Source organism: Paludisphaera borealis, assembly GCF_001956985.1.
In the GTDB taxonomy this organism is placed as follows: domain Bacteria; phylum Planctomycetota; class Planctomycetia; order Isosphaerales; family Isosphaeraceae; genus Paludisphaera; species Paludisphaera borealis.
On record NZ_CP019082.1, the window covers coordinates 303,543 to 322,566 of the forward strand.

The window sequence follows — 19,024 nt, forward strand, 5'->3', positions numbered from 1 at the left end:
AATGTTGACTCGATCCTTCTGTCCATGAAGGTTGAGGCTCAATGAAGTCGTTGTGCCGCGAGCTGCTGGGACCGCTGGGCAAGGGCGCGTGTTTCGCGCTTCTCGCCGCGTTCCTGCTCGCGCCCCGCCCGGTCTTGGCGGGATGCAACGACCACGTCCGCTCGGCCGGTCCGCATCCCTGGCGGTCCGCACAGCTCGACGTCCTGCTCCGGGGCGACCTGTCGGCCGACATGACGACGAGCGACGACCCGGCGTCCGGACGTCAGCGGCCCCCCACCTGCTCGGGGCCGTCCTGCTCGAACAATGTTCCGGTGCCCCTCTCCTCGGGCGTTCAGCCCGATTTCGGCCCGCATCGCGGCGAGAGCCTGCTCCCGCCCGTTCCGGTCCTTCCTCCCTCGGCTTCGCAGGCGTTTCTCGCCTTCGACGAGCCGCTGGACGCGACCTTCCCTACTTCCCGCGTTTTTCACCCTCCGCGCCCGATCGTCTGATCCGCTTTCCCTGTTTCGGCCCTGCCTCGCGACCGACCGACCGACCGATCGTCGGATTCGTTCGCACGGACCGCGCCGAAAGGGAGGCCTCCGCAACACTTTTGTGGGCCAGGTTTTTCGACCTGGTGGATATCCGATCGATCGGTACAGGGTTTGAAATCCACGCGAGGTAGATCATGAAGTACGTCATGAAGCTGAGCCATCTCGACGCCATCCTGCTCCTTCCGGAAGAGACCGTCGCCCGCATCGGCTCTCTGGGCATCGTCGCCGGCAGCCTCCTGGCGCTCGTTGTTCTGATGTTCTGAACGGCCTTGTCGATCAGCAAGGGCCGTTCATGGCGACTTGGGGGGGGCGTTTCGCCCCCCTGCCTTCGTTCGACTCTGAAGGTTGGAACGGCGGGAGGACGCCCCCGATTCGCCATCAACATCAACTTCCGCCGAGAGACCCGCACCGCCGGGAGGCGCATCGATGAAGAGACCGGTTCGTGGTTCGCTCGCCTCGGGGTTCACGCTGATCGAATTGCTCGTGGTCATCGCGATCATCGCGGTCTTGATCGCACTTTTGCTGCCGGCCGTGCAGTCGGCGCGCGAGGCGGCCCGGCGCATCCAGTGCACCAACAACCTGAAGCAGTTCGGCCTGGCCTTCCACAACTATCACGATGCCTTGCAGTGCTTTCCGTTCGGCAAGGGGCGCGACTACATGATGGTCGACCCCATGGCGCCGATGTACGCGCGGTGGTCGGCCCACAGCCAGCTCCTTCCTTATTTCGAGCAGACGCCGCTGTACAACGCCATCAACTTCGCCCTGCCCCCCGAGGTGCCCCAGATCGGCGTCATGGGGGGGATGGGGATGGGTTTCATGCCCGCCTACCAGAACCCGAACCGCGCCAATTCGACGGTCAGCCGGATCGCGATATCGGGCTTCCTGTGCCCCTCCGACCCGGCGGGGCCGATCGACGACTGGAACGGCGGGAACACCTATCCGGGCAATGAAGGCTCGTGGCTGTGCGACGCCTGCGAGCAGACGCCCAGCACGATCGCCCCCGGCGAGCTTCCTCGCGGCCCGTTGTACAACCGGAGCTGCGTGCGGATCGCCAGCATGAGCGACGGCACCAGCAATACGGCCTTCATCAGCGAGAAACGGCGCGGGCTGGGGAGTCCCAGTCCCAAGAACGACCTGTACATGATGATGCCCACCACGACGCTGGACATGACGTACCAGTCCTGCACGAACCTGGATACGACCATGGCGACGGTCCTTTCCAACCGGATCGGCGCCACCTGGGCGATCGGCGACATGACGTGCACGACGTATAATCACGTCGCCGGTCCCAATGCGCGAACCTGCGCGGGGATGAGCAGCGACATGATGATGCCCGGCGCGTCGATGGTCGACATGTCGGTCCAGCTTCCGCCGTCGAGCTATCATCCCGGCGGCGTCAATCTCCTCTTCGGCGACGGCTCGGTCCGGTTCCTGAAGGACAGCGTCGCCATCACCGTGTTTCGATCGCTGGGCACGCGCAACGGCGGCGAAGTCACTAGCTCGTCGGATTATTAATGATCGAGCCAATCGCGGCGACGCTGCCGACTCCTTCCACTCCTTCGACCTTGAACACCTTGAAGCGACGGCTCGGGCTGACGACGGCGACGGCCGTGGTCGTGGCCGAGATGATCGGCGTCGGCGTCTTCTTGACGACGGCCGGCATGGCGAAGTCGGTGGGCTCGCCGTTCTGGCTCTCGGTCGTGTGGGCGACGATGGGCGCGGCGGCGATCGGCGGGGCGTTCTGCTTCGGCGCGCTGGCCGCCCGCCGCCCCGAGGCCGGCGGCTCGTACATCTACTTGAAGGACGCCTACGGCCCGCGCGTGGGCTTCCTCTACGGCTGGTTGTCGATGCTGGTGACCGATCCGGGGATCACCGCGGCGGTGGCCGTGGGGCTGGCCGAGTACGTCGGCTACCTCGCGCCGATCGGCCCTTGGGGCCGGAAGTTCGTCGCGATGGCGGCGATCGGCGTCCTGGCGGGCGTCAACATCCGGGGCGTCGCGCTCGGGGCGAGCCTGCTGCGGGTGCTCGCGGCGCTCAAGCTGGGGCTGCTCGGGTTCCTGGTGTTCTGGGGATTCGCATCCGGCAAGGGCGATTGGTCGAACCTGCTGCCGATCGTCGCCCAGCGCCCGGGCTCGCAACCGCTCGTCCCCGCCCTGATCGGCGGGTTCATCGCGGCGTTTTTCTCGATGGGGGGCTGGTGGGACCTCAGCAAGCTGAGCGGCGAGGTCCGCGACCCCGCGCGCAACGTCCCCCGCGCCCTGGTGCTTGGCGTCTCAATCGTGACGCTCGTCTACGTCCTCATCACGGTCGTCTTCCTTTACCTGGTTCCGCTGGAACGGATCGACGACAAGCAAGCGTTCGCGGCCCTGGCGGGCGAGGTCTTGTTCGGCCGGCTTGGGGGCGCGGTCTTCTCGTGGATCGTCATCATCACGGTGGCCGGCAGCCTGTCCGCGCTGCTGATGGCCGCGCCCCGCGTTTACTTCGCGATGGCCTGCGACGGCTTGTTCTTCCCCCGCTTCGCCGCGCTTCATCCGAAGTACGGCACGCCCGCGCGGGCGACGCTCATCCAGGCGGTCCTCGCCTGCGTGCTGGTGGCGGCCGGCACGTTCGACCAGATCCTCGCCTACTTCATCGTTCCCACCGTGGTGTTCCTGGTGCTGACCGTGTTCGCCCTGTTCGTGGGCGAGCGCGGGCGGTCGGCGCGGACGCCGGGCCTGATCGCCGCCGCCCTGCTCTTCCTGGCGCCGACCACCGCGCTGCTGGCCTTGTTCTTCATGGACAGCCCGTTGCGGGCGGGGATCGGCCTGGGCGTGGTCTTGCTCGGCGTCCCGTTCTCGTACCTCGTCGCCCCGGCCGGGACGACCGCGAATAGAACGGAAATCACAGATCAAGACCCGCCTGGCGAGGTAGGACGGAAGTTCGATTTATAATCAATAGATGATGGGTGCCACGGGTTCGGTTCGCCGAACCCGTGCGTAAAAAGCCGTGGCTTGCGGCCACGGGTTCGAGCCGAACCCGTGCCACCCCGACGAGAACGGACCAAAATCCACGAATCAGAATCTGCTGGAAGACGCCTGACCCGAGAAAGGAGCCTTCTCAATGGCCTGGATTCGCACGATACCGATGGACGACGCCGGCGACGAGTTGAACGACTTGATGGCCAAGCAGCGCGGGCTGTACCCGCAGGAGTACGCCGAGCCGGTTCACGAGCTGGACGAGGGGCTGCCGGGCATCGTGGCCTCGCACACGCTTATCCCCCAGGCGCTTTACCACGCGTTCGCGACGTTCGGCTCGCTGATGTCGCCCGACCTGCCGCTGAAGCGTCGGCAGCACGAGATGATCGCCACCATGGTCTCGCTCACCAACAAGTGCCATTACTGAATTGTCTCTCACGCAGAGTTTCTGCGTCGGGTCACCCTGGACGATGCGCTCATCCAGGCGTTGAGTGAAGACTATACCAAGGCGCCGATCACCGAGGCCGAGCGGGTGATGGTCGACTACGTCGTCCAGCTCACCAAGGACGCCACCAAGATCTCGCCGCTCGATCACGAGAAGCTTCGCAAGGTCGGCTTCGACGACCAGGCGATCCTCCAGATCACCTTGATCGCCTCGTGGTTCAACTATATCAACCGCGTGGCCGACTCGCTGGGCGTCGGCCGCGACTGATCGACTCGCCGGTTGCGTCGGCGTCCGGTTCGTCCCCTATAATGGACGGACCGGCGCGACGACGACCGTTGTAGGATGCGAGACCCAGCGACCATGCCGACGACCGAGAGGCGGACCGCCTGGCTACTGACGTGGATCGGGCTCGGCCTGATGAGCCTCGCGGCGTCGCGGGCCGTCGGCGACGAGGCTTCGAGCCTCTCGCTCGAGCGCGAGGCCATGGCGCTCTTGAAGGCCCGTTGCGTCAAGTGCCACGGGCCGATCAAGCCGAAGGGGGGCCTGAACCTGTCGAGCCCGCGCGCCCTGGCCCGGGGGGGCGAAAGCGGTCCGGCGATCGAACCGGGAACGCTCGAAAACAGCGCGCTCTGGGAGCAGACCGAAGCCGGCGAGATGCCTCCCAAGCCGGAGGAACCGCTGTCGGCCGATGAGCGCGCGGTGCTGCGCCGCTGGATCGAAGGGGGCGCTCCGGGACTCCCCTCGGCGGCCGAGATCGAGAAGACCCCGCCCGGCGCCGATCACTGGGCGTTCGCCCCGCTGAAGCCTTCCGAACCCCCGGCCGTGAAGCATGCCGATTGGCTGCGCAACCCGATCGATCGCTTCATCCTCGCGACCCTCGAAGGTCGCGGGCTGGCGCTGAGCCCCGAGGCCGATCGGGCGACGCTGGCCCGCCGCTTGACCCTCGACCTGACCGGCCTGCCGCCGACGATCGAGGAGGTCGAGGGCTTCATCGCCGACCGCCGGCCCGACGCCTACGAGCGGCTGGTCGATCGACTCCTGGCCTCGCCGCATTACGGCGAGCGGTGGGGGAAGTTCTGGCTCGACGCGGCCGGCTACGTCGAGTCGAACGGCTACTTCAGCGCCGACAGCGAGCGCCCGCTGGCCTGGAAGTACCGCGATTACATCGTCCGGGCGTTCAACGCCGACCGGCCGCTCGACCAGATCGTCCGCGAGCAACTGGCCGGCGACGAGCTTTCGGGGTACAAGCCCGGCATGGAGATCACGCCGGAAATCATCGATCAACTGGTCGCGACCCACTTCCTCCGCAACGCGCAGGATGGCACCGGCGAGAGCGACGGCAACGCCGACGAGGTCCGCGCCGACAAGGTTGCGGTGCTCGACGGCGCGGTGCAGATCATCGGCTCGTCGCTGCTGGGGATGACGTTCCAGTGCGCTAAATGCCATGATCATAAATTCGAGCCGTTCACGCAAAAAGAGTACTATCAGCTTCATGCGATTCTCTATCCGGCGTTCCACGTCGACAAGTGGGTGAAGCCCAACGACCGGACGGTCGACGCCGCGACGGCCGACGTCGTCGCGCCCTGGCAGGCTCACGAGTTGACGATCGACGCCGAGGTCGCCCGGCTCAAGCGGGAGCACGCCCCCCGCGACAAGGATTCTCCGGCGGAGAAGGAAGCCCGCAAGAAGGCGCTCGACGAGGCGGTCAAGGCCGCCGAGGCCCGTCGCCGGCCGCATCCGGGGAAGATCGCCTGGGTCGCCGACTTGCCGGGCGAGTCGCCGCCGGCCCCGCTTTTGATCCGAGGCGATCCGAGCCATCCCGGCGAACCGGTCGGCCCCGGGGGCCCCGCGTTTCTCAGCGACCCCGACGACCCGTTCGAGCCCCGGCCGACGGCCCGCAACGGCACCGGCCGGCGCACCGCGTTCGCGCAGTGGCTGACGAAGCCTGGATCGCGGCCCTCGGCCCTGCTCGCCCGCATCCTGGTCAACCGGATCTGGCAGAACCATTTCGGCGTCGGCCTGGTCGCGACGTCTGACAACCTGGGCTACACCGGCGCGCCGCCGACCCACCCCACGCTTCTCGAACACCTGGCCGCCGAGCTGGTCCGCTCGGGGTGGAGGGCCAAGGGCGTGCATCGGCTGATCGTCGGCTCGGCCGTCTATCGCCAGTCGAGCGCGGCCCGCCCGGACGTCCAGAAGGTCGACCCCGAGAACCGTCTGCTCGGCCGGTTCCCGACCCGCCGCCTCGACGCCGAGGCCCTCCGCGACGCCTGGCTCGCGGTCTCGGGCGATCTCGACACGCGTCTGGGAGGTCCGTCGACCCCGACCCGGCGCACCGAGTCGGGCGAGGTGACGCCGATCGCGTCGGAAGGCCGCGAGCTGCGCCGATCGGTCTATTTGCAGACCCGGCGGACGCAGGTCGCCAGCCTGCTCGAAGTGTTCGACGCGCCGTCGATCGTCGCAGCCTGTACGCGACGCGCCTCGGCGACGATCCCGCTGCAATCACTGAGCCTGCTGAACTCCGAGTTCGTCGTCGATCGCGCGCGTCGCCTGGCCGAACGCCTCGACCGCGAATGCGGCCCGGACGCCGCGCCCGAGGCTCGCGTCGATCGCGCGTTCTTGCTCTGCATGAGTCGCGGGCCGACGCCCGAGGAACTCGCGGCGGCCGTCGACTTCTTGCAAGCTCAACCCGCTCGATACCCCGGCGCGGCGAATGACGAAGCCCGGCGTCGAACGTGGGTCGACTTCTCCCAGATGCTCCTGGCCAGCAACGCCTTCTTGTATGTGGAATAGATTACGAGGGCTGCGATGACGGCATGGGACGACGCCTCCTTCCGACGCAATCGCCGGGCCTTTCTGGGCCGGTCGGCCGGCTCATTGGGCTTGATGGCCCTGGCCCACCTGCTCGGCCAGGAAAGCGGGCGCGGTCGGGTTTTCGCTGCCGGTCAGGAAATCGCCAAATTTCCGAAGGCCCGCGCCAAGTCGGTGATCTGCCTGTTCCAGCACGGCGGGCCGAGTCAGATGGATCTGTTCGACCCCAAGCCGGCTCTCGCCCGGTTCGACGGCAAGCCGTATCCCGGCAAGCTCGAAATCCACTTCAACACCCAGGCGGGCAACGTGCTGGCCTCGCCGTTCCGGTTCGCGCCCCGGGGCGAGTCGGGGATGGTCTTGAGCGAGCTGTTGCCCCACACGTCGGCGATCGCCGATGAGATCACGCTGGTCCGGTCGATGACCACCGAGTCGGTCGACCACGAGGCGGCGCTCCGGTTGATCCACTCGGGCAAGATCCTCGCCGGACGGCCGACGTTGGGCTCGTGGGTGATCTACGCGCTCGGGTCCGAGAACCGCGACCTGCCGGCGTACGTGGTGCTTTCCGACCCCGGCGGCCTGCCGGTCGACGGCGTGCGGAACTGGTCGAGCGGCTGGCTCCCCGCCGTCTACCAGGGGACCCCGTTCCGCTCGGGCGCGAACCCGGTGCTGAACTTGGAGACTCCCAAAACCCTTACGCCCGAGGCGCGCGGCGGCCAGCTCCGGTTCCTCGACGCCCTCAACCAGGCGCATCTGGCGCGGCACGCCGGCGACACCGAGCTGGAGGCCCGAATCGCCAATTTCGAGACCGCCGCGCGGATGCAGACGGCCGTCCCCGACGCCCTCAATCTGGACAGCGAACCGAAGGCGATCCGCAGCATGTACGGCCTCGACAACGAGGTCACGCGCGAGTATGGAACGCGCTGCCTGATCGCCCGCCGGCTGATCGAGCGCGGGGTGCGGTTCGTGCAGTTGTTCCTGAGCGGCCAGCCGTGGGACACGCACAACAAGAACGCCGAGATGCTCAAGTCGCTGTGCGCCCGGACCGACCAGCCGAGCGCGGCGCTCGTGCTCGACCTTCGCCAGCGCGGGCTGCTTGACGACACCATCGTTCTCTGGACGGGCGAGTTCGGCCGGCTGCCGGTCTCGCAGGGCAAGGACGGCCGCGACCACAATCGCCACGGGTTCTCGCTCTGGCTGGCCGGCGGCGGCTTCAAGCACGGCTACGTCCACGGCGCGACCGACGACTTCGGCTATTCAGCCGTGACCGACGCCGTCTCCGTCCAGGACCTCCAGGCGACCATCCTCCACACCCTCGGCCTCGACCACCGCCGCCTCGTCTTCCCCCACGAGGGCCGCGACGACAGCCTCACCGACCACGAAGTCACCCACGCCAAGATCGTCCCGGCGCTGCTGGCGTGAGCGGTCGGGAATCGAGGTCGGCTCTCACCTCGTCGGACGACGATGGTATTCGAGGAGCGAGGTGTTGGGATTGCTCGGCTGGCTCTTGTGATCGAGATAGTACGTGTCGGGTCCCCAGGCCGCGCGCATGCCGGCGTCGGTGATGCGAGTCTTTCCGACCCTGAGAGACTTGAGCGAGGCAAGCCCGGCGAGCCGGCGGACGCCCTCGTCGCCGACCTCTGTATGATTCAGGTAGAGGATTTCCAGCTTCGACAGCCCTTCCAGGCTGGCCATGCCGGCGTCCGTGACTCGCGTTTCGTCGAGAATGAGCCAGAACAGACTGGTGACGCCTTGTAGGTGGACGAGCCCGGCGTCGGTGACCTTCGTGCCGCCCAGATCGAGGCATCTTAGACGGCCCAGGCCCGCGACGGGGGCGAGCCCGGCGTCGTCGATCGACGTCGAATGAAGGCGCAGTGCTGTCAGGGCCTTCAATCGGCCGATCGGCGTGAGCTCTTCGACTCCCGACCCATCCAGGTCCAGGACTTCGAGGCGGGTCATGCCTTGCAGCGCGTCGAGCCCGGCTCCGGTGATCCCGGGGAACTGGAGCGCGAGCCATTGGATGTCGACCAGGCCCTTCAAATGGGCGATCCCGGCGTCGGTGACGGACGGCCCCATGTCCTGGAGCTCGAGCTGTTTCAGGCTGGTCAGGCCCTCCAACTCGGCGAGGCCGGCGTTCGTGACCGCGACGCCGCCCTTGATCCAGATGCGTTTGAGGCCGTTCAGGCGGGCGACTTGCGCCATCAACGCGTCGTCGACCTTCCGCGGGCCGTGTGTCGAATACACGGCCACGACCCGCTTGAAATGGTCCGTCCCCAGGGACTCGAGGAACGGCTTGAGTCCGTCGATCGTCTCGGACCACCACGTCGGCGGCTGCTTCGGCCGCCTCTCGCCGTATGAAAAGGGTTCGTGATCGCCCCAGATCCAATCGTACTCGACGCTCGCCCCCGCCCTGCTGAGGGCCTCGACGGCCTCGCGCTGGATGCGGACGCTGCGAAGATGCCAGCCGACGCCGCCTCCGACCACCAGGACGAGGATCATCGTCTTCCGCACGCTCAACCGGGGGATGAGTCGTCGCCACGAGCGACGGCGAGTGAGGATCATCGTCGCTCGCGCTCTCAGACCGGGGATGAACCGCCGGTGCGCGTCAGTCTCGGGTGTGTGGGACGCCATTTGTGGCTCGAGATCGTTCATGCGGCGTCACCTCGGATTCGGTTTATTGAATCTATGTGTCAAAACGTGTAGTATGGTTAATGGTGCCAATGAGGCCTGGGGCGAAAACTCGTGAATCGAGGAAGGTGGTCGATTCAAGGGGGCCAGTCGCCGGGCGTTGCGGGGAGCCGTTTTCGAGTGAACGCCTCGATGGCGGCGACGGTCACGGCCGTCTTGGCCGTCGAGAGGCTGCTGCACATCTTCAGCCCCTCCACGCCGATGAGCCCGGCGTCGGTGATGCGCGTCTGATCCAACGACAGCGAGGCGAGCTGGCGCAGGCCGGCGAGGCGTTTGAGGCCGTCGTCGCCGACCGCCGTGCGATTCAGCGAGAGGCTCCGAAGCTCCGGCAACGCGGCGAGTTCCGCCATCCCGGCGTCGGCGACCTGGGTGTCGTCGAGATTGAGGTTGATCAAAATCTTCAGGTCTTTCAAGGCGCTCATCCCGGCGTCGGTGAGCTTCGTGCCGTGGAGGTCGAGGTGGAAGAGATTCTCAAGGCGTCCGATCCCCGCGAGCCCGGCATCGGTGAGCTGGGTGTTGGAGAGGTCGAGGCGGGTCAGGCTCCCCATGTCGCTCACGCCGGACTTTCGGACGTCGGATATCTTCGTGTTGGCGAGATTGAGGAGGGTCAGGCTTTCCAACCCCCTGACGGAGGCCATGCCGGCGTCGGTGATCATCGTGTCGGCGAGATCGAGATGGACCAGACTCTCCAGGTTTCTGAAGCCGGCCAGTCCGAGGTCGGCGATCGGGGTGTCTCTCAGAAAGAGGACTTCCAGCCGGCTCATGCCGGCGACGGGCTTCAGGCCGACGTCGGTGATCGGCGTCGACCGCAGATCGAGCTGCTTGATCTTCTTCAAATTCCGGATCGGCGCAAGGTCGTCGACCCGCGAGCCGCTCAGGTCCAGGATTTCGAGGCGGGTCATGCCTTGCAGCGCGGCGAGCCCGGCGCCGGTAACCTGCGATCCTTTGAGTGAGAGCGTCTCGACGTTCACCAGCCCCTTCAGGTGGGCCAGCCCGGCGTCGGTGACGTGCGGGTTGGCGCGCCCGAGTTCAATCCGTTCGAGACCGGTCAGGCTTTTCAGGTTGGCGAGGCCGACGTCGGTGATCCCGCTGTTTTCCTTGGTGGTCCCACCGCCGTCGTAGAGTTCGAGGAACCTGAGATGAGGGAAGCGGCCGACCTGGTCCAGCAAGGCGTCGTCGGTCCGGCCGTAGAAGATCCCCACCCGGACGACGTTCATGAAGCAATCCGGCCCGAGCGCGTCGATCAGCGGTTTCATCCATTCGATCTGATTGGACGAATACTGATGGAAGGGGTCGTCTTTCGCCCAGATCCAGTTGTAGGAGACGATTCCGTGAAGCTTGTTGACCGCCGCGACCGCCTCGCGCTGGATGCGGGCGGCTCGGACGAACCATCCGACCCAGCCGCCGACGAGCAGGACGACGATCATCGTCGCCCGGACGCCCGGCCGGGTGAAGAACCGCCGCCACGAACGCGGGCGGCTATCCGTCTCGGTCGCGGGGTTCGCGGCTCGTCCCTCGGAATCGTTCATGCGCCGTCACCTCGGGGTCGGTCGATTCAATCGATGGATTCAAACCCGCATCCTAAGCTTTTGGGGATGGGCCAGCAACGGCCGTCCCGGCCCTGCTCGCGATCCAGCCGTCGCACGACGGGTTGCTCAAGCGCGTCGTCACGGGTCGGATCGCCGAACTGCACGCGCTGCTCGACGCCTCGGGACGTCCGGCGGGAATTCCGGCGACTCGTGTCCAACAATCGCGTATTCCTTGCGGGAGCGGGATGATTCGACTTCGACAGCCTTCGCTCTGCAATGCGGGCGCATGCGCGTGCTGAATCAAGAGAGGAGACGTCGCATCATGGACGGCTTCAAGGCGGACGACCCGCGATACGGGAGGTTCTTGAGGGTGGGCGAGCCGCCGATGCCGACGGAGGCGGAGACGGAGCGACGGCTTCGAAAAATCGGCGACTGGCTGCGCGCGCAGGACCCGCACGTCTTGGGAGTGCGCGCCGTTCCTGAGGACAAGGAAGCGGGCGGACGGCCCATGATCCATATCGCCTTCCCCCTGGGCTACAATCGTACGCGGCAAGCCGGCAGGCCTTTCGACCCGAAGACGCCCGCCATGATCGACCTGCTGGGCCCGGAAATCGCCGCCGGCAAGCGGCTGAACATCCATGCGAACGGCGCTTTCGACCATCCGTGCAGCTATATCCGCATCCCTCCCGAGACGCTGAACGACAAGGTCGAGGGGGACAGACGCAGGCTGACCGAGGCGCTCCAGAAGCTGGACGAAGTAGTACGGCCTCTCGTCGCATCCGTCGTCGCGGCTGCGCAGGGGGACGTCGACCATCCGACGATCGCCGCGCCCGCGAACTGGCGGCAAGAGAACTGGCGGGACGACCCGCCGAAAACCGAATTGGACACGCCCGGTTCGCGAGAGCTTATGACCGCGGCGCTTGATCCCACGCGGCTGACGAAGGACTACTTGACGGATCAAGGGGTCAAGCCCGACGTCATCGCCGCTATCAAGATTACTTTATTCGTTCGGCGGGACGAGGATTGGTTGCGCATCGACCTGCCCCGGGGGGGCAACGCGAGGGGGATCGTGCCCATGCTCCTGGACAAGGCCGGGATCGCCGTCATGAAGAATACCAAGGCCGCGACGGACGAGGAGATTCTGGGCTCGCTGTACTGCAAGGCCGCCGATGTCGTCGGCGCCCTGGGCGGCGGACCAAGTTCGATGAAGGAATTCCGTCCCAAGAATGGCGCGCGGCGCGGGGGACGCGGCGTTTAGGCTTGTCACCACGAGCTGCCGCCGCCGCCGCCGAAGCCGCCGCCGGACGAGCCGCCGCCGCCGAAGCCGCCGCTTGACCAGCCGTAGCCGGCCCCTCGGCCGCCGCCGCCGTCGCCGGTGGAACGGGGCTGGGTGGGGAACGTCCGGTTCATCATCCACATCGAGCGGTCGAGGTCGTTGACCAGCACCCAGGTTGAGAAGTCGCCGCCGTGCGCGGGCTGATACCAGTCGGGGGGCTGGCGGTAGAGGTCGGCGAACGCCTTGCCCCAGCGATTGGAGAGGCCGAAGATGATCGCGTACGGCAAGAGCCGCTCGAAGACCCCCCGGCGCTCCTGGTCTTGAATGTCGTCGACTTCGGCCCGGCGGATGTACTCTTCCAGTCCGGAGATCCGCTCCCAGGCGATCCGCCCCTTGCGGGTCTTCCGCGGCATGACGCGGCTGGCGACGACGACCACCACCGCCGAGAGAAGCCCCGCGACGATCGCCGGCGCGGGGAAGATGCGGTCGATGAGGACGAGTTGGATCAGACACGCCAGGGCCAGGGCCAGCGCCGTCAAGAAGATCCCGCCGACCAGGAAACTCGTCCGGACCGTCTCCGGGTTGCCGTCGAAGTAGCTCGCGCGGCTCAGCCCGCTGTACAGGTCGTCCTTGACGAGGCCGATGACCGGGTAGAACTTCTCCCGGAGGTCGCTCAGCATGACGGTCTGGCGATTGCCGAAAAGCTTGTCGAACAGCTTGCGCTCGAAGGGCTTGAGTCCGTCGGGGCCGCGAAGCCGGACGAACTGATATTCACCCCCCGAGGAGAACCAGCCGCCGGCCTCGACCTCCTCGATCTTGAGATAGCCCCGGACCGCCAGGTCGATGATCGTGGCCGAGATGTCGACCATATCGACGCGCTCGTCGATCAGCGTGCCGACCTCGGCCGGCGACAGGCCGTCGGGGGGCTCGTAGCCGACCACGATCGTCCCCGTCCCCGGCAGGTCGCGCCCCCGCAGAAACCACGCCAGGAAGCAGGCCGCGGCCGTCGCGGGGAAGACGATGTAAGGGAAATTATCGACGGTCCACCACCGCAGTTCTTGCCACCATCCCGGCTGGGCGACCGCGTCGGAAGGCATCGTCAGCTCGACGGTGATCCCCTCGCGGGCCCGAAGCGGGCCGGTCTCGTACTCGATGGTCCGGGCGTCGACGCGATGGGTCCGGAAATCGCGGCCGTGCGCGCCGTAGTGGCCGACCCAGGCGTCGTAGGTGAGCTGGTCGTCGGTCAGGTCGCGGGGCAGGTGGACGACCACCCGCGAATGAGCGATCGGCACCTCCCACTCGGTCCCCGTCGCGTTCCAGCGTAGCACCGCGTTGTTGGCGTTCTCCCAGGCGTGGTTTCCTTCCCAGAGGATCGCCCGCTGAACGCGATAGCGAATCCGATAGCGACGGCGGCCGACGACCGTGCGGTCGGGATCGCCGATCCGGATTCGCACCAGGTTCGACTCGTACGAGACCGACGTCGGGTAGTCGCGGTCCGCGCCGTCGTCCACCCCCAGCAGCCGGAACCGCAGCGCGTACTGATGCATGCCGACGGCGTAGCGGATCGGCATCTCGCGGAGGATGCCGTGCCTCGGGAACGCGAAGTCGGCCTCGATCGTCTCGGTCACGTCGATGCCGGCGTCGAGCCCCACCGCCACGTCGACGTTGAAATCGGCGATCGACCAGCCCTCGTCGGCCATCGTACGGGGGGCGGACGAGCCGAAAACCGCGACCGCGACCAGCAAGGCGACCGGGACCAGGAACCTTCTCACGAGCGTCTCTCCCTTGCCGGCCTTTCAGCCCTGCCGTTCAGACGCGGCCGCGCCGTCGCCGGGCCTCGGCTCGAACCCGACCCGCGGCGTCGCGCGCTCGGCCTCGTCGATCTGGAAGTAGTTGCGCGGGCCGAAGCCCCCCGCCGACGCGATCAGCGACGACGGAAAGCTCTCCACCAGCGTATTGAGGTCGCGGATCACGGCGTTGTAGTACCGCCGCGCGTACTGGACGTTGTTCTCGATCTCGACCAGCGACTTCTGAAGGTCCTGGAAGTTGCGGCCGGCCTTCAGCTCGGGATAGGCCTCGGCCACGGCGAAGAGGCGGCCGACGGCGGTCGACAGCCCGCGCTCGCTCTCGCCGCGCTGGGCCACCGAGCCCGACCGCTCGGCCTGCGACCGCGCCTCGACCACGCCTTCGAGCGTCCCCGACTCGTGCCGCGCATACCCCTTGACGGTCTCGACCAGGGCCGGAACCAGGTCCCATCGCCGCTTGAGCTGGACGTCGATGTCGCTCCACGCGCCGTCGGCCCGCTTGTTCAACTCGACCAGCCGGTTGTACGTCCAACCCAGATAGACGAGCCCCGACGCCACGACTCCGCCGACAATCCACAAGACCACGTCGACACGCCCCTTTCGCTTCGCCCCGCGCCGCCTTCCCGACCGCCCTGCCCCGCATCGACGGATCGCCGAACCATCGTATTCGTCGCCGTCCCCGACACGAAGGGTTTTCGTTAAGATATAGGAAAAATTGCGGTTGCAGAAGCCATGCCGAACCGCCGCGCCGGTCTGGCCTCGATCGAGCGTCCGTGGCACACTTGAACGGCCAGGCCCCTTGAGGATCCCAGTCCAGAAGGTGGACACGACCATGAGCACGTCGATCACTCGGCCCTCGACCGATCGCAACCTCTACCCCGACGACGACGGGAATCCGATGGCGGAGAACACGCTTCAGTTCAAGTGGATCGTGCTCGTCAAGGAAGGCCTGGAGACGGTCTTCCGCGACGACCCCAACGTCTTCGTGGCCGGAGACCTCCTCTGGTACGCCCAGGAGGGGAACCCCAAGATCCGCACCGCGCCCGACGCCATGGTCGTCTTCGGGCGGCCCAAGGGCTATCGCGGCTCTTACATGCAGTGGGAGGAAGGGGGAATCCCGCCCCACGTCGTGTTCGAGATCCTCTCGCCGGGCAATCGGGGCAGCGAGATGGCGCGGAAGTTCCGCTTCTACGACGACCTGGGCGTCGAGGAGTATTACATCTACGACCCCGAGGACGGCTCGCTGTCCGGCTGGCGGCGCGAGGGCGTCGGGCGGCTGGAAGAGATCGCCGACATGCAAGGCTACGTCAGCCCCCGCCTGGGCGTCCGCTTCGAGCCCGGCGAAGGCTCCGACAACCTCAAGATCTACGAACCGGACGGAACCCCCTTCAAGACCTTTCAAGAAGTCCGCGACGACGCCGACGCCGCGAACGAACGCGCCGACGCCGCGAATCATCGCGCTGACGCCGAACGCCAGCGCGCCGACGCCGAACGCCAGCGCGCCGAACGCCTCGCCGCCAGGCTGCGCGAGCTGGGCGAATCGCTCGATTGACCCTCTCGACAAACTCAACCCGCGGGTGACTTCGCCATGACCATGACGGTCCGCTTCAGGTGCCTGTTTGTTCTCTCGCTTGTGATCGCCGCGCATCCGATCAACGCCAAGGCCGACGACGGCGGGACGTTGAAGGCCGGCGCGTTCGCGATCGACGTCTCGCCCCAGACCTTCCCCGTGATCGTCAACGGCGGCTTCCTCCAGGCCAAGGCCGACAAGGTCCGCGACCCGGTCTTCGCCCGCTGTCTGGTCATCGACGACGGCAAGGCCCGGCTGGCGATCGCGATCGTCGACAGTTGCATGATGCCCCGCGAGCTGATCGACCAGGCCAAGGCGCTCACGCACCAGAAGACCGGCATCGCCGTCGACCGGATGCTGATCGCCGCCACCCACACGCACACCGCGCCCTCGGTGATGGGCGCGCTGGGGACGCCCGTCGATCCGGCCTATGCGGCGTTTTTGCCCGCGAAGATCGCCGAGGGGATCGAGCGGGCCGCCGCCGCCCTCGCGCCGGCGAAGGTCGGCTGGGCCGCGATCGACGACGAGGCCCATACCCACTGTCGGCGCTGGATTCGACGGTCCGATCGGATGATCGAAGACCCGTTCGGCGTTCGCAACGTCCGGGCCAACATGCACCCGGGCCACATCAACCCCGACGTCGTCGGCCCGTCGGGCGCGGTCGATCCGGGGCTCACGCTGCTGGCGATCCAGTCGACCTCGGGCCGGCCGATCGCGGTCCTGGCCAACTACTCGATGCACTACTTCGGCTCGGAGCCGGTCTCGGCCGACTACTACGGCCGGTTCGCCAAGGCGCTCGCCCGCAAGCTCGGCGCAGAGGCTAAAGACGACTCGTTCGTCGCCATCATGTCGCAAGGGACCAGCGGCGACCAGCAGTGGATGGACTACGGCAAACCCAGCAGCAATCCCGGCATCGACGCCTTCGCCGACCAGGTCGCCGACACCGCGTTTCGGGCCTACCAGTCGATCAAGACGTTCGACGACCATCCGCCCGTCGCCATGGCCCAGACCACGCTGACCCTGCGCCGGCGGACGCCCGACGCCGAGCGGCTGAAGTGGGCCCGCGCGGTCGTCGACAAGATGGGCGACCGCGTCGCGAAGAGCATTCCCGAGGTCTACGCCAAGGAGGCGATCTATCTGCACGATGAGCCCGAGCGGACGCTCAAGCTCCAGGCGATCCGCATCGGCGGCCTCGGCGTGGCGGCGATCCCCGACGAGGTCTACGGACTCACCGGCCTGAAGATCAAGGCCCGCAGCCCGCTCGCCACGACGATGAACATCGAGCTGGCCAACGGCTCCGAGGGCTACATCCCGCCCCCCGAGCAGCACGCGCTCGGCGGCTACACCACCTGGCCCGCGCGCACCGCCGGGCTCGAAGTGCAGGCCGAACCGAAGATCGTCGACGCCGTGCTTGGGCTGCTGGAACAGGTCGCCGGCCAGCCGCGGCGCCACGACGTCCCGATCGCCTCGCGGTACGCCCAGATCGTCCTCGCCTCGCGTCCCTCGGCCTTCTGGCGGCTCGACGAGATGGACGGGGCCGTCGCCCACGACGCGACCGGCCACGAGCATCCGGCCCAGAGGACGCCGGGCGTCGCGCTCTATCTGCCAGGCCCCGAGCTGCCGGGCTTCCGCGTCGGTCCCCGAACCAACCGATCCAACCACCTGGCGGGCGGCACGATCGCCGGCAAGCTCGACGTCTCGGCCGAGGTCTACGCCGTCGACTTCTGGTTCTGGAACGGAGTGGCGAAGGACGCCGTCCTGCTGGAGCGGAGCCGCGACAAGACCCCCGGCGACGCCCTCGGCCTGACCCTGGCCGGCCGGCTCGCCTTCACCCACGGCTCCGGCAAGTCCGAATCCGCGCTCGTCGGCAAGACCGAGATCGCCCCCAAGGCCTGGCATCACGTCGCCCTTGTCCGCCAGGGCCGTGGCGTCGTCGTCTACCTCGACGGGAAGCCTGAGATCCAGGGCGAGACCGACGCCGACGCGTCGGGCCTCGGCTCGACGTTCACCCTCGGCGACCGCCTCGAAGGCAAGCTCGACGAGGTCGCGATCTACGCCCGGGCACTGACCCCTACCGAAGTCGCCGAGCACCACAAGGCCGCGACCGACCCGACCGGTGACTGACGCAGATCCCCCACGGACGGCGGGAATGGATCAAAACAGGCTGTCGCGAACATGCCTTCTCCCCCCTGGGGGAGAAGGTGGCCGGAACGGCCGGATGAGGGGGATTTGCGAAGGCCAAGGCGATCGTAGACCCCTCATCCGCCGCTGCGCGGCACCTTCTCCCCTCACAAGGAGAGAAGGGAATTCGACCTCGGCTCGTGTGCAACTCAAAAGAAAACCGACATGGCTCATATCGAACGATCTCGATTCACGTCTCCTTTTCCAGCGACTGTTCGATGTACCGCCGCACCGGCCGCTCGAACAGCTTGAACGCCAGCGGCACGCGACCCCGCGCGTGGACGTGCGTGTCGTCCAGACTCATCGTCACCTCGTACGACGGTCCCGTGAGCACCGCCGACGTCCGGTCGTCCGACCACGACACCTTATGAATCCAGCGCCCGTGCTCGGCGTGGGCCTTCTCGATCCCCTTCACGAAGTTCTCCCGCGCCACCTCGGGAGGCTGGCCGTGCTCGAACGACATGTTCACCTGGGCCATGGCGAAAATCCTCGAAAGGTTGACGGAAGGTTAAATTGACAGGCGTACACTGTCGATGTAAGTTGCACCGTCGATCGTAGCGGAGCAACGGATGAAGAGGCGTCAGGCGGCCGTGTTCCCGTGGTCCTTACTTACAAATTGAGGAGGATTGTCATGCTACGGATCTTCTATTTCAACGCGCTGGTGCTTGTCGCAAGTCTGGCTTTCACCGTCGTCGGGCCGGTCTCGGCGGACGACAAGGGGGGCGGCGGATCGCCGGTCGCGGCCCGGGAGGCGTTCGCGAAGCTCAAGACGCTCAAGGGCGACTGGAACAACAAGTCGGAGATGAAGCACCAGGACGAGACGCATAAAAGCGACAGCAAGGTGATCTACAAGCTGACCGGCGCCGGTTCCGCCCTGGTCGAGACCGATTTCCCCGACACCGGGCACGAGATGGTCTCGGTCTACCATCTCGACCGCGACGACCTTCGAATGACCCACTACTGCGCGGCGCAGAACCAACCCCGGTTCAAGCTCGACCGCGACCATTCCACGCTCGACAAGCTGGTCTTCGTCTTCGACGGCGGCTCGAACCTGGACCCCGCCAAGGATATGTATATCAGCGGCATGACGATGGTCTTCGAGAAGGACGGCCGCGTCGTCTGCAACTGGGACTCGAAATTCAACGGCAAGGACGCCGGGACCACCGTCTTCCAGTTGAGCCGGGCCGCGAAATGACCGTTCCGTCCCCCGCCTCGTCCCCGGACGCGGCCGTCGCTTC

17 protein-coding genes are annotated in these 19,024 nt (G+C 66.9%); 12 read left to right on the forward strand and 5 right to left on the reverse strand.

Annotated elements, in window-relative coordinates; all coding sequences use genetic code 11:
- Positions 1-41 precede the first annotated feature (41 nt).
- The 8 genes from BSF38_RS01245 (at position 42) to BSF38_RS01275 (ending at position 8,159) form a co-directional block, all read left to right on the forward strand.
- Positions 42-488 (forward strand): hypothetical protein, encoded by a 447-nt coding sequence (locus BSF38_RS01245; RefSeq protein ID WP_076343097.1) that lies wholly within the window; start codon positions 42-44, stop codon positions 486-488.
- A gap of 176 nt (positions 489-664) precedes the next feature.
- On the forward strand, positions 665-793 hold the full coding sequence (locus BSF38_RS32330) for a hypothetical protein (RefSeq protein WP_257787839.1): 129 nt from the start codon (positions 665-667) through the stop codon (positions 791-793).
- Positions 794-956: 163 nt separating this feature from the next.
- Complete coding sequence (locus BSF38_RS01250) at positions 957-2,045, forward strand: DUF1559 domain-containing protein (protein WP_076343098.1); 1,089 nt, start codon at positions 957-959, stop codon at positions 2,043-2,045.
- On the forward strand, positions 2,045-3,460 hold the full coding sequence (locus BSF38_RS01255; RefSeq protein ID WP_076343099.1) for an APC family permease: 1,416 nt from the start codon (positions 2,045-2,047) through the stop codon (positions 3,458-3,460). The genes BSF38_RS01250 and BSF38_RS01255 overlap by 1 nt, the downstream gene beginning before the upstream one ends.
- Before the next feature lie 169 nt (positions 3,461-3,629).
- The gene (locus BSF38_RS01260) at positions 3,630-3,911 is read left to right on the forward strand and encodes a carboxymuconolactone decarboxylase family protein (RefSeq protein ID WP_076343100.1); all 282 of its coding nucleotides are present in this window, start codon (positions 3,630-3,632) and stop codon (positions 3,909-3,911) included.
- A gap of 60 nt (positions 3,912-3,971) precedes the next feature.
- Positions 3,972-4,196 carry a carboxymuconolactone decarboxylase family protein gene (locus BSF38_RS01265; RefSeq protein ID WP_083712607.1) on the forward strand — a complete coding sequence of 75 codons (225 nt, stop codon included), beginning with the start codon at positions 3,972-3,974 and terminating at the stop codon, positions 4,194-4,196.
- 75 nt (positions 4,197-4,271) lie between these two features.
- Complete coding sequence (locus BSF38_RS01270) at positions 4,272-6,722, forward strand: PSD1 and planctomycete cytochrome C domain-containing protein (protein WP_237170691.1); 2,451 nt, start codon at positions 4,272-4,274, stop codon at positions 6,720-6,722.
- Positions 6,723-6,737: 15 nt separating this feature from the next.
- A complete protein-coding gene (locus BSF38_RS01275; protein WP_076343103.1) occupies positions 6,738-8,159 on the forward strand; it encodes a DUF1501 domain-containing protein in 1,422 nt (473 codons plus the stop codon).
- Positions 8,160-8,183: 24 nt separating this feature from the next.
- On the opposite strand, the gene BSF38_RS01280 is transcribed toward BSF38_RS01275, so the two are convergent.
- The gene (locus BSF38_RS01280) at positions 8,184-9,368 is read right to left on the reverse strand and encodes a leucine-rich repeat domain-containing protein (protein WP_076343104.1); all 1,185 of its coding nucleotides are present in this window, start codon (positions 9,366-9,368) and stop codon (positions 8,184-8,186) included.
- A 134-nt stretch (positions 9,369-9,502) separates the two neighbouring features.
- Positions 9,503-10,954, reverse strand: coding sequence for a leucine-rich repeat domain-containing protein (locus tag BSF38_RS01285; RefSeq protein WP_076343105.1), 1,452 nt, complete (start codon positions 10,952-10,954; stop codon positions 9,503-9,505).
- Between the two features lie 322 nt (positions 10,955-11,276).
- On the opposite strand from BSF38_RS01285, the gene BSF38_RS01290 reads away from it, so the two are divergent.
- On the forward strand, positions 11,277-12,212 hold the full coding sequence (locus tag BSF38_RS01290; protein WP_076343106.1) for a hypothetical protein: 936 nt from the start codon (positions 11,277-11,279) through the stop codon (positions 12,210-12,212).
- A gap of 5 nt (positions 12,213-12,217) precedes the next feature.
- Here the strand turns inward: BSF38_RS01290 and BSF38_RS31600 are convergent, their stop codons facing one another.
- Positions 12,218-14,002: a DUF2207 domain-containing protein gene (locus BSF38_RS31600; RefSeq protein ID WP_076343107.1), complete on the reverse strand. Its 1,785-nt coding sequence runs from the start codon at positions 14,000-14,002 to the stop codon at positions 12,218-12,220.
- A gap of 24 nt (positions 14,003-14,026) precedes the next feature.
- Positions 14,027-14,614, reverse strand: coding sequence for a LemA family protein (locus BSF38_RS01300; protein ID WP_076343108.1), 588 nt, complete (start codon positions 14,612-14,614; stop codon positions 14,027-14,029).
- A gap of 253 nt (positions 14,615-14,867) precedes the next feature.
- Here BSF38_RS01300 and BSF38_RS01305 point away from each other — a divergent pair, with 253 nt between their 5' ends.
- Positions 14,868-15,587 (forward strand): Uma2 family endonuclease, encoded by a 720-nt coding sequence (locus tag BSF38_RS01305; protein WP_076350516.1) that lies wholly within the window; start codon positions 14,868-14,870, stop codon positions 15,585-15,587.
- A gap of 36 nt (positions 15,588-15,623) precedes the next feature.
- Complete coding sequence (locus tag BSF38_RS01310) at positions 15,624-17,729, forward strand: LamG domain-containing protein (protein ID WP_076343109.1); 2,106 nt, start codon at positions 15,624-15,626, stop codon at positions 17,727-17,729.
- Positions 17,730-17,976: 247 nt separating this feature from the next.
- On the opposite strand, the gene BSF38_RS01315 is transcribed toward BSF38_RS01310, so the two are convergent.
- Positions 17,977-18,264 carry a polyhydroxyalkanoic acid system family protein gene (locus BSF38_RS01315; protein WP_076343110.1) on the reverse strand — a complete coding sequence of 96 codons (288 nt, stop codon included), beginning with the start codon at positions 18,262-18,264 and terminating at the stop codon, positions 17,977-17,979.
- Positions 18,265-18,417: 153 nt separating this feature from the next.
- On the opposite strand from BSF38_RS01315, the gene BSF38_RS01320 reads away from it, so the two are divergent.
- On the forward strand, positions 18,418-18,981 hold the full coding sequence (locus BSF38_RS01320; RefSeq protein ID WP_076343111.1) for a hypothetical protein: 564 nt from the start codon (positions 18,418-18,420) through the stop codon (positions 18,979-18,981).
- The last annotated feature ends 43 nt before the right edge of the window (positions 18,982-19,024 follow it).